Annotated in this window: 13 protein-coding genes; 1 reads left to right on the top strand and 12 read right to left on the bottom strand. The window is 59.8% G+C overall.

Features of this window, described 5'->3' with window-relative positions:
• Positions 1-434: 434 nt before the first annotated feature.
• The 12 genes from BPODLACK_RS23345 to BPODLACK_RS22620 all read right to left on the bottom strand — a co-directional run bounded on the left by BPODLACK_RS23345 (position 435) and on the right by BPODLACK_RS22620 (position 11,197).
• Positions 435-596 (bottom strand): hypothetical protein, encoded by a 162-nt coding sequence (locus tag BPODLACK_RS23345; protein WP_191834749.1) that lies wholly within the window; start codon positions 594-596, stop codon positions 435-437.
• Between the two features lie 88 nt (positions 597-684).
• Positions 685-846, bottom strand: coding sequence for a hypothetical protein (locus tag BPODLACK_RS23340; protein ID WP_191834749.1), 162 nt, complete (start codon positions 844-846; stop codon positions 685-687).
• 238 nt (positions 847-1,084) lie between these two features.
• Complete coding sequence (locus tag BPODLACK_RS22665; RefSeq protein WP_006437587.1) at positions 1,085-2,725, bottom strand: long-chain fatty acid--CoA ligase; 1,641 nt, start codon at positions 2,723-2,725, stop codon at positions 1,085-1,087.
• A gap of 29 nt (positions 2,726-2,754) precedes the next feature.
• Complete coding sequence (locus BPODLACK_RS22660; protein ID WP_159406288.1) at positions 2,755-3,444, bottom strand: hypothetical protein; 690 nt, start codon at positions 3,442-3,444, stop codon at positions 2,755-2,757.
• Positions 3,445-3,491: 47 nt separating this feature from the next.
• Entirely contained in the window at positions 3,492-4,448 is a 957-nt protein-coding gene (locus tag BPODLACK_RS22655) for an MlaD family protein (RefSeq protein WP_159406287.1), read from the bottom strand.
• Entirely contained in the window at positions 4,445-5,488 is a 1,044-nt protein-coding gene (locus BPODLACK_RS22650) for an MlaD family protein (protein WP_159406286.1), read from the bottom strand. The genes BPODLACK_RS22655 and BPODLACK_RS22650 overlap by 4 nt, the downstream gene beginning before the upstream one ends.
• Positions 5,485-6,546 carry an MlaD family protein gene (locus BPODLACK_RS22645; RefSeq protein ID WP_024499609.1) on the bottom strand — a complete coding sequence of 354 codons (1,062 nt, stop codon included), beginning with the start codon at positions 6,544-6,546 and terminating at the stop codon, positions 5,485-5,487. Before BPODLACK_RS22645 ends, BPODLACK_RS22650 begins: the two co-directional genes overlap by 4 nt.
• Positions 6,540-7,535 carry an MlaD family protein gene (locus BPODLACK_RS22640; protein ID WP_005195123.1) on the bottom strand — a complete coding sequence of 332 codons (996 nt, stop codon included), beginning with the start codon at positions 7,533-7,535 and terminating at the stop codon, positions 6,540-6,542. Before BPODLACK_RS22640 ends, BPODLACK_RS22645 begins: the two co-directional genes overlap by 7 nt.
• Positions 7,532-8,545, bottom strand: a complete 1,014-nt coding sequence (locus BPODLACK_RS22635) for an MlaD family protein (protein WP_006437581.1) — start codon at positions 8,543-8,545, stop codon at positions 7,532-7,534. Before BPODLACK_RS22635 ends, BPODLACK_RS22640 begins: the two co-directional genes overlap by 4 nt.
• Positions 8,542-9,579: an MlaD family protein gene (locus BPODLACK_RS22630; RefSeq protein ID WP_006437580.1), complete on the bottom strand. Its 1,038-nt coding sequence runs from the start codon at positions 9,577-9,579 to the stop codon at positions 8,542-8,544. Before BPODLACK_RS22630 ends, BPODLACK_RS22635 begins: the two co-directional genes overlap by 4 nt.
• Positions 9,580-9,588: 9 nt before the next feature.
• Positions 9,589-10,452: an ABC transporter permease gene (locus BPODLACK_RS22625; protein ID WP_006437579.1), complete on the bottom strand. Its 864-nt coding sequence runs from the start codon at positions 10,450-10,452 to the stop codon at positions 9,589-9,591.
• Between the two features lie 10 nt (positions 10,453-10,462).
• Positions 10,463-11,197 (bottom strand): MlaE family ABC transporter permease, encoded by a 735-nt coding sequence (locus tag BPODLACK_RS22620; RefSeq protein WP_005194985.1) that lies wholly within the window; start codon positions 11,195-11,197, stop codon positions 10,463-10,465.
• 256 nt (positions 11,198-11,453) lie between these two features.
• On the opposite strand from BPODLACK_RS22620, the gene BPODLACK_RS22615 reads away from it, so the two are divergent.
• Positions 11,454-11,930 (top strand): PaaI family thioesterase, encoded by a 477-nt coding sequence (locus tag BPODLACK_RS22615; protein WP_006437578.1) that lies wholly within the window; start codon positions 11,454-11,456, stop codon positions 11,928-11,930.
• Positions 11,931-12,675: the final 745 nt, after the last annotated feature.

The raw sequence follows: 12,675 nt of genomic DNA, 5'->3' as shown, positions 1-12,675 counted from the left end.
ATCCCTGCTTTCGCAGGGCATGTGCTTCCACGGATTCTCCTTGTGTGAGCATGAACGAGCGGGTCTCCCTCGAAGGCTGATGTGTGGTCAGAGACCATCAGCATCGAGGAAGGCCCGCCCTGTTGGCGGTGCCACACAAGTGAGCAGTTTCAGTTAGCAGGACTGGGCAGTTTCAATGAGCGCCGTCACTGGTGCCGGCGGGGGCGATGGCGCCCAGTCGTGACGCCGACCGCTACTTCGTCCAGGACAAGTCATGCGCTTCGGCTGTGGGTGTGGGGTTGGTTTAGGAGGTGAGTCGGACGGTGAGTGTGCGGACATGGCTCATCGGTGTGGCCTCGTCGAGTACGTGTTGCGACATACGTTTCGAGCCCCCGCGCACCAAAAGACCGCCCCGCGGCAGAAGCCACGGGGCGGTGTGTTCTTCTGTGAAGCGCTCAAGCGGTAGCTTCGTCTGATCCGGACTCGATCGATCCGGTGACCAGTTCGCCGACGATGTCGGTAATGATTGCGCCCACGATAGCCTCGGCCATGATGGTGCCCCCTTCGATGTTGTGTGCTGATGACTGCGAATGTGGAGCGCTGGCTGCGATGTCCACCTCGCAAACTCTACGACTCGAGCCCCCGCGCACCAAAAGACCGCCCCGCGGCAGAAGCCACGGGGCGGTGTGTTCTTCTGTGAAGCGCTCAAGCGGTAGCTTCGTCTGATCCGGACTCGATCGATCCGGTGACCAGTTCGCCGACGATGTCGGTAATGATTGCGCCCACGATAGCCTCGGCCATGATGGTGCCCCCTTCGATGTTGTGTGCTGATGACTGCGAATGTGGAGCGCTGGCTGCGATGTCCACCTCGCAAACTCTACGACGCTCGATAAAACGGCGCCCAACGAACGATGAGTGAGAGATGAATGGCCGCGCAATTCCCAGTGACGGTGCTGTCTGTCCCACCGGGGCCATCGGGCAGACGCATCGCTCCAACAAATACGTGCCCACCGAACGCTGAGGACGTTCGGTGGGCACATCTGTGCCTTACCTCGGCGGTGTCCTATCTCGGCCAGTGCGGACGCGAAGCCGACCCCGTGCGGCGCTAGTTCGATACAACCGACAGCTCGCCCTGCTCATGCTTCGCGCGCAACACCTTCTTGTCGAACTTGCCCACGCTCGTCCGTGGTATCTGCTCCACGAACGTCCAGTTCTTCGGGATCCACCAGTGCGGGATCTCCTCCGGGCAATTTCTTAGGCACCACTCGTGGAGCGTGTCAGCCGACACTTCGCGACCCGGTGCCGGAACCACAACAGCGAGAGCTGTCTCCTGCCATCGGGGGTCGGGCATCGCGACAACCGCGGCCTCGGCGACATCCGGGTGCGACATGATCCAGTTCTCGAGCTCCACTGACGAGATCCATTCGCCCCCGGACTTGATGACGTCCTTGGACCGGTCGGTCAGCGTCAGATACCCGTCCGGACTGATGTGTCCCACGTCGCCGGTCCGCAACCAGCCATCCCGAAACCTCTCGGTGTCCTCGAGTCGGTAGTAGCTGCCTGTGACCCACGGACCCCGCACTTCGAGTTCACCGACGGACTTGTCGTCACGGGGAACAGGCAGGCCGCCCTCGTCGATGAGGCGCATCTCCACCCCGCAAATTGCCCGTCCCTGTCGCTTGCGGTAAGACATTTCCTTTGTGGGGCTGATCCCGGCGGGAGGCCGACCTACCGCTGCAAGCGGGGACGTCTCAGTCATACCCCACGCCTGAATAATCTGTACGCCGAAGCGGTCCGCAAACCCCTCGATCAACGACTGCGGGACGGGAGCTCCACCACAGGCGACAAGGTCGATCGATGACAAGTCGACACCCGGATTCGCGATACCGTACTGAAGAAGATCGTTCCAGATTGTCGGTACTGCTCCTGCCTTCGTGGGGCGATGTTGTTGGATCATGTCAGCGAGCGGCGCTGCTTGAAGGTATCGATCAGGCATCAGCAAGTCCGCGCCGGCCATCAGCGACGCGTAGGGCAGACCCCAGGCGCTGGCATGAAACATCGGCACGACGGGAAGTACACGATCGGCTTCTGCGATCGCCAGAGCGTTACCGGTACACGCTGCCATGGAGTGCAGAAACACCGAGCGATGACTGTAGACGACCCCCTTGGGATCGCCTGTAGTGCCGCTCGTATAACACATACCCGCAGCCGACCGCTCGTCGGGATCGACCCAAGAGAACACTGGGGATTCCGCTGCGAGCGCGTCATGATATCGCATCACGGTCACGCCGTGCCCGTCGAGCGGGGAGGTGTCGCCGTCGCCGGTAACGAACACAACCCGAACCGTCGCCAAGCCCGGTAGGACCGCCGCCAACAACGGAACCAGCGACCCGTCCACGATAATGACCTTGTCTTCGGCGTGGTTCGCGATGAACTGCAGCTGAGCCGGTGACAACCGGATGTTCAGCGTATGCAGCACCGCGCCCATCGCGGGTACCGCAGCGTACGCTTCGAGGTGCTCCTGGTTGTTCCACAGCATCGTTGCCACGCGGTCGTCGCCGACCACGCCGACCCGACGCAGAGCATTCGCCAGACGTGCGCATCGCTCTTCAAGATCGCCGTAGGTCGCATACCGGGCAGAGCCGTTCACGGAATAGGTAATCACCTGCCTAACAGTGTGATTGGTTGCGACGTGGCGCAGTATCGATGACACTGTCATCGGCACCTCCTGCATGGTGCTTTTCATCTAACTCTCCTTTCGCGGCGGACGCTGGATCATTCAGCAGGTCCGTAATCCTGGATCTGCCAGCCGTTATCGGTCTTCAGCACGACGACTTTCAACAGTGTGGGGAGTTCGCTCGGCTGAGGGTTCTGAACATTCTGGGTCTTCTGGGTGGCGAAGACCAGCACCGTGTATTCCCCCCGGTTCTCGCTGGCGCTGCCGGTGACGCTGGTCGCCAGTACGCGTCCCGACGCTTGGACCTTGGCCTGTTCCATGATTTGGGTCAAGGTGGGTTCGACATCGTCGTATCGCTTGACCAACGCATCGCTGGCATTCTCTTTCACTTCGGTAAAGAATGCGTCGGTGTTTTGGTAGCTGTACGTGAGCGACTTTGTGGTGTAGTCCGATGCTGCCTGCGCTGCCTGCGCTCGTTGTGTGGCAGCGTCCTCCACGGACGTCTTTGCTTGCCGCATGTCAATGTAGAGGTAAGCAAAGAGCCCGGCCAGCACCGCGAGTACTACCACGAGAGCACCGACGGCCACCACCTGGAGGCGTGCTGATCCCCAGCGCTGCTCGGCGACGGACGTCGGGGGGCTTGCCTCGTCCGAGGCGGAAACGTCCTGTGACGTCGCAGATTCTGCAGCACTAGTGGCGTCGCCGCGATCTGCCTTAACGGAAGCCGCAGTCAGCTCATTTTCGGTGCCGCTGTCCTCGGATTCTGATCCGTTGTCGTGTGCCGTCATTTGCTGCCTTCTGTAAATGCTGGGGTAGGGGGGGTAGACATCGGGCGTCAGCGAGGTGATGGTGTGACGGCGATCGGGATCTGCGCCTTCCCCCGATGGGACGCGGGGAATGTTCGAGCCAGAAGATCACCGATCGATCCGAAGTCGATATATGTGTCTGCGACTTTCGCCGTCGCCGGTTTGACCGCGCGGGTGATGGCGACAATGTCGGGCTGAAGTATCTGGATGTAACCGCTGAGCTTTTCCACTAGCTTCAGGATCGGCGGCCATTTGTCGTAGGACGTAGAGGTGAAAACGATGAACGCACGTTGGATTCTCGCCAAACCGTCGACGGCATCCGGGGTCCGGACCGACGCGGTACTGAGCACACCGCCCACGTTCGACATAAGGCCCAGGAGGAACTCGGCATTGTCCGCAGTGGTACGGACCGCACCGTCGTCACCGACGAAGTCCACGAGGCGGTGCATCATGTCTCCGATCGTGTCGAGGTCCTTTTGCCGGCCGTCGACTGCAGCCGAGATCGTTTCGTTGATGGACTCAATCGATGCTGGATCGAGCGCATCGGCCACTGCCGACAATTTCGGGAGCACCTGGGGAACGGATTGGGACACGTGGATGGCACTGGCGGACACTAGGTCCCCACTACGCAAGTACTCACTGGTGGTGGTACCCGGTGGGATGAAGTTGATGTATTGCTCTCCCGCGACCGAGAGGTTCTGGATCGTCATGACACTGCCGCGAGGAATCTTATAGCCGGAGTCGATGGACATGTCGACGGCGAGCTGATTATCTGTGACGCGAATAGATGTCACCTTGCCCACCGGCACCCCCTCTAGCATCACCGGCGATGTGTCGAGCAGGCCGCCCGAGCTCTCGAGTATGGCCGAGATCGTGTAGTCGGAGCGGAACGGGTTTACCCGTGCCACGTCGATGGTCAGGTATGTTGCTCCGACGAGGAAGACGACGACAAGGGCAACCAGGGATACGACGGTGCTGCGGATCATGGCATCATTCCGATCGCTCGCAATACGTTAATGAACGACCCGGCATCACGTCGCGCTAGATCTTGGCCGTCGATAGACACGTCGGAAACGTTGATATCTGGCGAGCTGACGAATGGGATGAGCTTCTCGCGTATTACACGCGTCGCCTTGTCAAAAACATCCTTGGAGTAGATGTCCGAGTACGCGATGGACGCGATTACCGGCGCGATCGCTCCTACCGTTTCCTTGATGCGGGAATACTCAGGGTCGACGATACGGCCGGCAGATACTGCGAAGTCGCGCAGGTTGGCGATAAGTAGCGCGACGTCAATTAGCGAGTAGCCCAGACCATAGAAGTTCACTCCCCCCTTGGTCAGCATTCGGTCAGTACCTGACGGGTCGGCCAGGATCACTTTCAGCGTGCGATCGGCCGACTGCAGGACTACGTCGAGTTTGTCGGCGTTGGCGGACACCTCAGACACGGTGCGCAACGTCGTGCGGTAAAGCGTATCGAATTGGGCGGGGTCACTCGGAAAGGTCGAGTTCAGTGTCGATATCGCGGTATGGATTTTATCGAGTTCACCCCCGCCCAGTACATTAGCCATACCCCGCATCACGTCCTCGACGTTGGCAGCCGGTTCGGTGCGTGAGAGAGGTATTACCGATCCCGCGTGCAGCAAGGCTTGGGTGGACTGCTGTGCGGGGGGAAGGATGGCCACATAAATCTCGCCCAGGAGAGTGTCTTGGCGGAGTTCCGCGCGCGAATCTTCCGGCAGTTGGGCGTCTTTATCAATTCGGGCGGCAACCAGCGCGTGGCCTCCGTCGTACGTGACGCTGGTGACGGCACCGACGTCAATCCCTCGAGAGAGGACTTTGGCACGGGCAGGCAAGTTCAGAGCACTCGTGAACTCGATCTCGATGTAGTAACCGTCTCGGGCGGATGATCCGCCGATGGTCGGCGGATTGTCGGCGTTGATGCTGCAGGCGGCGAGGGCGATGGTCGCTGCGAACAGCGTCACGATCGCGGCCGTGACACGGCGAAGGTAGCCGTAGGTCATCATTGAGATTGCCCTCCGATCAAGTTAGCGATCGTCGCCACTTCGTTACCCGTCCTGCAGACGCCGTTGACGGGGGGAGAGGCACACGCCGTTCTTAGGGTCTGCAGTGGGACAGACACGGCGAATGCCCGCAGGATCGACTTCGCATCCGGATGCTTGACGATGAGGTCAGCCGTTCGAGCGGCGACGGTCGCCAGGATGTTCTCTTGCTTGCCTACTTGCGCGAGGAGTGGAACCGCAGCATCACCAATTGCGAAGATCGGTGGACCGAAGTCGGACGCCAATCGCGACAGGATGGGGACGAAGGTACCTGCGTACTCTGTTGCGGCGCCGAATGTTTGACCGAAAGCAACAATCACCTCGATTGCGCCGACGAAGTTGTCGAACAGTTGGGTCACCTCAGCACTGTTCTCGGTGGCAACACCGGTTAAGGTCGCGAGGTTGGCTACAATTCTGCGTATCTGACCATCACGCCGGGTCGGATCGTTGATCAGCGTGGCCGAGTCCTTGAGAATGCCAGAGATATCGCCCTGGGTTCCCTCCATGTTCTTGGAGACGAGCGTGAGCGCCTGGAGAATCGCATCGGTGTTACGTCCGCCGTCCTTGACGAGTTCATCAGAAAGAGTGCTGATCGCGTCGAGCGTTTGACTAATCCCCAGTGGAGTCCTGGTTTTGTTCAGTGGTATGCACTTGGCCGACTCGTAATGCTCTCCGCCGCGATAGGGCTGGGTGAACTCGATTTGCCTTTCGGTGACAATCGAGGTGGACACCAGGGTGGCCCCCACATCCGCGGGAAGCGGCACGGTCTTGTCGATCCGCATGTCGACACGCACGCCCCTCTGGCCCTCCTCGTGAATGCCTACGACCCTGCCCACCTTCTTGCCGAGCATCGCGACGGAGTTGCCTTCGTACAGACCTGATGCGTCGGAAAACTCCGCACATAGTGGCCGCGTGTCGTCGTCGGCTGTCGCATAGTTGATTCCTACGGCCGCGATCACTACTGCCAGTGTGACGATGGTGGCGATCGGGATCAGATGCTGACGCATCCGCTCTGTCAGCATTTTTGATCACCACTCGGGATGCAGATGCGGACAGTCGGTTCAGGACTCGCTGGACCGACCTCTGGAGCGTCGAGAAGAATGCTCAGTCGTCTGGTGATCTGATCGACCTGGGTCAGCGCGTTTGCGTAGGCGGGCATCTGGGCCGACACCTTGTTCAGAAGGGTCTTGAACTGTTGTACCGATGGTTCTATTCCGTCGCGGTACGCGACAAGCGGTCGGGTCAGTAGCTTGAAAAGACGGCGCAGATAATCGAATCCGTTCTGGACGTTGGCGATGTCTGGTCCAAGGGTGCGGGCAAGGAAGCTGAGCTGGCGGAGGAAGTCCACGAGTACCTGCTTGCGGTTTGCGAGGGCGGCGACGTACTCATCGGACAACGTCATCGTCTTGTCGAGTTGTGCGTACTGACGTTGCAGTAGGTCCATCAGGCTGCTCGCGTTTTGCAGGGCATCAGGGATATTGGTGTTTCCGTCGGAGAAAGCATTCTGTAGCAGCGCCGCTGTGCGCCGTAGATCAACACCACGCACGTCACGGAACACCGGTGTGGTTGTCTCAAGCGTGCTGGAAATGTCGTAGGTGCTGCTTGTCTGCTCCAGTGGGATTGCACCGTCGAGGGCCGACGGGCCTGAACCTGGGTCGAGGTCCAATACACGTCCACCGATAGGGGTGATGAGACGGACGTTCGCCGTCGCGTCCGACCGAACGGCAATCGAGTCATCCAGCCGGAATCGCACGGTGATGAACGTTCCGGTCAGGTCGACTGACGCGACCTTGCCTTTCCTGATCCCGGCGATACGTACCTGGTCGCCGGCTTCCAATCCGCCGGTATTGACTAACTTGGCACTGTAGATAGTTTGTCCGGGCGGTGAGATGTACACAGCACCCGCCACGACGAGGCCGGCCACCGTGACCATCGTAACGACTCCCGCCAGGATGAGGTCGCGCCGACGCTGCGGGCGGTGATGCGGACGCTTATCGAAGAAGCGGGTCACTGGCACACCACCAGTCGTTGACCCATCAGGGCGATCTGCGCTGTTCTCGGTAGGTCGAGCACTCCTCGGGCGCACCCTGCCGCCGAGGACGAAGGTGTCGCTTTGGATGTAGCTTCCAGGGCGTCCAGGAGTGGCTTCAGGAGAACGGCACCGTTCAGTAAGCTTTCTGTATCCCCTGGCTCCCGCACCAATCTCTGATAAATGGCCGCGAAGCTGGTGTCGTAGGTCGACTCGATCTGCTCACCGGAGAGCACAGTCTTCGCCATCGAACGGTTGACCTCCCGCAGCGAGGCCCTCAGGCGATCGCTCACGCGGCTGAACGCATCGACGATTGACCCCAATTTGTCTATCAACTCGACCAGTTCGGCGGAGCGCCCCATCAACTGATCAGACACCTGTCCCAGGCTCGTCACAATGTTGGTGATGATCTCTGAACGCTGGTTCCCGTACTCGGTGATGTTCGCGACTTGCTTCATGACTGGTGCGATACCTCGACCGTCCCCCTGGGCGACCCGTAGCAGGTTCGACTGAAGCTCATTGATCTCGGCCGTATTCAATGTATCGAATACTGGTTTGAAACTGTTGAATAGTGTCGATACGTCGAACGACGGGACGGTCTTGTTGAGTGCCACCTGTGTGATCGACTCCTGGTCGGCGCCTTGTCCGGCATTGATGAGCTCCACATACCGCTGCCCCAGCAGGTTTTGGTAACGGACGGCGGCAGTCGTCGCGGGGGTAATCGAGACGCCGTCGTCCAGTTGGAAACGGACGATCGCTGTTGATCCCTTCAGGTCGACAGCCGTTACATATCCCACCTTCACTCCAGCGAGTCGTACCCCGTCGCGGGGCTTGAGTCCGGAAGCGTCGGCAAAAACCGCGGAACGCTGCGAACTGGAGGATCCTTCGTTGGTCGGCTGCAGAATCGCGATGATGACATATGTAAGGACGCCGATGACAGCGGTGAACGCGGTGATCTTAATGATTGTGGGTGTCAGAGACCTCAGAGTCATCCCGTGGGCCCCCCCATTCTCAATGCGCTTTGTAGAGCAGGTGAGGTCTGGACCACCAGTGCTAGCTGGAGCTGGACTCGGTCGCCGAATTTCGGCAAGGCTTTGTCGATGCCATCGAGGATCTGCGGGATCGTGTACACCGTGCGAACGAGCCCCGAGGCGGATCTGGCGACGGGCCGCGCTAGGTCAAGGCCGACGTCTAACAGCGAACTCAGGGCCGGGTAATTCTTGTCGAGCAGTCCGCCGAGTGCACCGAACAGAACCTTTCCCGTGTCGCCGAGATTGCTTTTCGTGCGATCGATGTTTTGTTGAGTGGCGAAAAAGTCAGCGATATCGACGTTCTTCAAGACGCCAGGGACGAACGGCGTCATGAAGTCGGCGACTCCGGTGGACAGATTGGCTGCAATTTCTAGGTCCTCCCCGACCGGCCGTTTCTGGACATCCCGCGTGAGCTTCGCGATCTGGAATACGAGTTTTCCGCTATCAGCCATTGCCTGCGAATCCTCGACGATGAACCTCACCACCGCTTCAAATGAGGGCTGGTCCAGTGCCTCGACCAGCGTGGAGATCTTCCTAACAAGTGTTGACACCGAGGTCTGTTCAGACTGCAACCTGCTTACGTAGACACTCCCGCCGGAACCGATGGGCGGTCCGTGTCCAGGATCCACGATCTCCAGTGCCGTCGGTCCCAGTGCGTTTGCCGAGGTGTAATTCACCGTCATGCCCTGCCGGAGATCTAGATCGTTGCCGGAACCGGTGAAGTTGATTCTGACCGTCGCGCCACGGTCTCGAACCGAGATGCTCGAGACCTCGCCCACGGTGAACCCAAGGTACTTCACCTCCGATCCCCCCTTCAATCCGTCGCCTATCGCGTCGGTGTTGATGGTCAACGACGTGTGATCGCTGAAGTCACCGTTAGCGTCACTTATCAGTAAGTAGGCAGCTATCGCGCCGAGGATTAAGAGGGCGACCCCCCGAAGGACTAGGTTCCCGTGCGATGGTTCGCGCCCGGACGGATCATGAAAGACAGCCACTGAACCCCCCTACCCAGAAATCCGTACGCCGGAATCGAGTCCCCACATCAGAAGTGTCAGAATCATGTCCTCCACGACGATGACGATGAGGCTCGTGCGGATCGCTCGGCCGGACGCCCGGCCTACCCCCTCAGCTCCGCCTGTGGCGAAGTAGCCCTGATAGCTATGGATAATCACTACGGAAACGACAAATACAAGAACTTTGATGAGCGAGAAGATAAGGTCCTGAGGTTTGAGGAACTGGTCGAAATAGAAATCATAAGTGCCGCCGGATTGGCCGTGTACCTGTGTGACGACGAGTTTAGCGGCCGCGAATCCGAGAATAAGCGCGATGATGTACAAAGGAATCACGGTCGTGATCGACGCCACTACGCGAGTGCTGACGACGAAGGGAATGGGACGTACCGCCATAGCCTCGAGAGCGTCGATCTCCTCGGAAATGCGCATCGAGCCTATCTCAGCTGTCAACCGGCAGCCGGCTTGCGCTGCGAACCCGATCGCAGCGATCATTGGTGCAAGCTCTCGGGTGTTGGCGTAGGAAGAGATGAATCCAGTCAGTGAACCCATCCCTACGAGGTCCAGCGAGGCGTAACCCTGGATACCGATTGAGGCGCCGACGGCGATGCCGAGGATGGCGAGGACGATGGCCGTTCCACCACCGACCAAGACTGCACCTCTACCCCAGGCGAATTCTTGTATGTAGAGCAGGGTTTGGCGTCGGTAGGTGGCGATGACATGGCGGATGCCGAGGACCGCGGCGATCACAAAGGTCGCGACGTGCCCCAAGCGTTCAGGTACTTGTGCAACGGGCGCGATCACGGCACCGACCGGACGGGTGGCGGCGGAGAACCTCCGGGAGGGAACGGTGGTCACGAGGCGTTTCTCATCCAATGGTTTGGGGGACGAACATGGTTGTTAGTTGCGTGATAAAGACATTGATCACGAAGCACGCGACGACACCCAGTACTACGGTGGCATTCACCGAGGTTGCGACGCCTTTAGGGCCGCCCTTCGTCGACAGCCCGCGGTGACAGGCAATCGTCACCACGACAAGTCCGAACACAAGTGATTTGCATAGAGCGACAACGATGTCGGTTACCGATGCGAACGACGCGAACGACGCGACATAGCTGCCGGGTGTGATGCCTTGGACATCGACGCTGATTGCGTAGCCCGCCAGCAGCCCGGTGAAGACGATCAGCATGCAGAGCATCGGCGCGGTGATCAACACAGATACGAACCGAGGTGCTACGACGCGCCTGGTGGGGTTGAGTCCGAGTGTCTCCATGGCGGCAATTTCTTCGCGAATCGTTCGAGCGCCCAAATCAGAGGCAATCGCTGATCCGGCCGCGCCCCCGAGTAGAAGGGCGGTAACGATCGGCGCTCCCTGTTGAATGATCCCGAGGCCCCCAGCCGCGCCAGCAATTGACGTGGCCCCAACTTGCTGAGTGAGGCTTCCCACCTGTACCGACACGATGACACCGAATGGCACAGCTACCAGAATCGCGGGCAGAGTCGTCACGACAATAACGAACCAGGTCTGCGATACGGCTTCGCGAAACGGAAACCGTCCCGTAGCAATGTCTACCGCTACCCACCGCAGGGCCTGGCCAGCCAAGCCGAGGGTGCTACCGAAAGTGGCGGCGCCGTCCAGGAAACGGTTGGCGTCGGTCCTAGTGGTGATGGACCTCTCCTTCCCTCGTACACGTGGTTTGCGCCACTCAATGCCGGTGCGCGTGATGGACAGTACCAGGTACTGCCAGTATTACCCATAGTATTTATAGAAAGACCGTGTCGGGACCAGCTCCCACACCTCATCGACCCCCGCACCCTGTTTGAGTAGGTGGCGGCTCAGTAAGGACAACGATCAGAAGATGACCTCAGAAGCAAGACTGCCGGCGCACTCGTCCCAGTGCATGGGCTGCGGAAGCGAAAACCCCCACGGACTTCAACTTGAGGTCCACCGGAGCGGCGAGCGGGTGTACGCCGATCACACCTTCGACGAGAAACACGTCGGCGCGCCAGGGTTGGCACACGGTGGCGCGATCTCGGCCGCCTGCGACGACATCATGGGTTTCACCCTGTGGATCGCGCGGACCCCCGCGGTGACCCGCACCCTGACCGTCGAATATCGCCGGCCGGTCCCTCTCCACACTCCCATGCGCCTCACTGCCTGGATTGACCACGAGTCGGATCGTCTATTGCACATTGCGGCCGCTGGATCGCTAGATGCTCAAACGTATTTCACCTCTAGCGGTGTCTTCGTCAAGGTCGACGTCGCTCATTTCCGACAGTATGCCGACGTATCAACAATCGATGACTTCTTCACCAACTTCACGCGGACAGACTGACGCCGCATCGGCCCATAGACCTGGAGAAGCGCCAAGAGATTGCGAGTGCCGTGCCTTCCCATTCCGGGTGAGTACCGAGTTGATGGCACGAAGGGTTCCTGCTGGACAGGATGCCAGGCATGTCTGGACGAGTTGATCGTTGCCGGGGAAGGCGATGTCTGACCGCGTCAAAGTGTCTGGGACTAGGGCAAACTCGTCGTATCCAGTTCGGCTGAGATCGTATCCAGGGTCCGCTAAGAGCATGGCTAGACGAGTGCAGCCACGACCAATGGTCGCACGACAACACCGCCTGTCGATGAAGCCAAGGACAAGTGCCCCGCGATCATCGACTGCGCCGTGACGACGCAAGACATATCACGCTCCCCAGCACGCCAAAGCTGCCGCGGTACGCGGCCGACGACCTTGAATTGCTGCACGTGGTCATCGTGTTCATGCTGGGACAGCAGCGGCCGCCAGCTGAGTCGCTACACCAGCGCACGGCAGCCTCGCCGCGCTCCGCATGTCAGTTTGCATTCCCGCATTGAGATCCCCGACTGCGGGGTTGCGGCCGGTGTGGTTGCGTCGAGCCGCCTTGCTGGCTGTTCGTCAGTGCGGCAGTGAGACTGCCGGCTGCGCCGTCACCTGATCGGAAGCGGCTACGCCGCACGGTGAACAGCCCTGACCCCGGTTCGCTGGGCGCGTTCAATCGGTCGATGCAACACCGGGTTGTTGTACCGAGTGTAGTTGTTCGCCAAAGACTTCGGCG

Origin of the sequence: Gordonia sp. YY1 (assembly GCF_009872315.1) — a bacterium.
Taxonomy (GTDB): Bacteria; Actinomycetota; Actinomycetes; order Mycobacteriales; family Mycobacteriaceae; genus Gordonia; species Gordonia amicalis.
The sequence above is the reverse complement of the archived record's forward strand: the minus strand, read 5'-3'. Positions and strand labels throughout refer to the sequence as shown.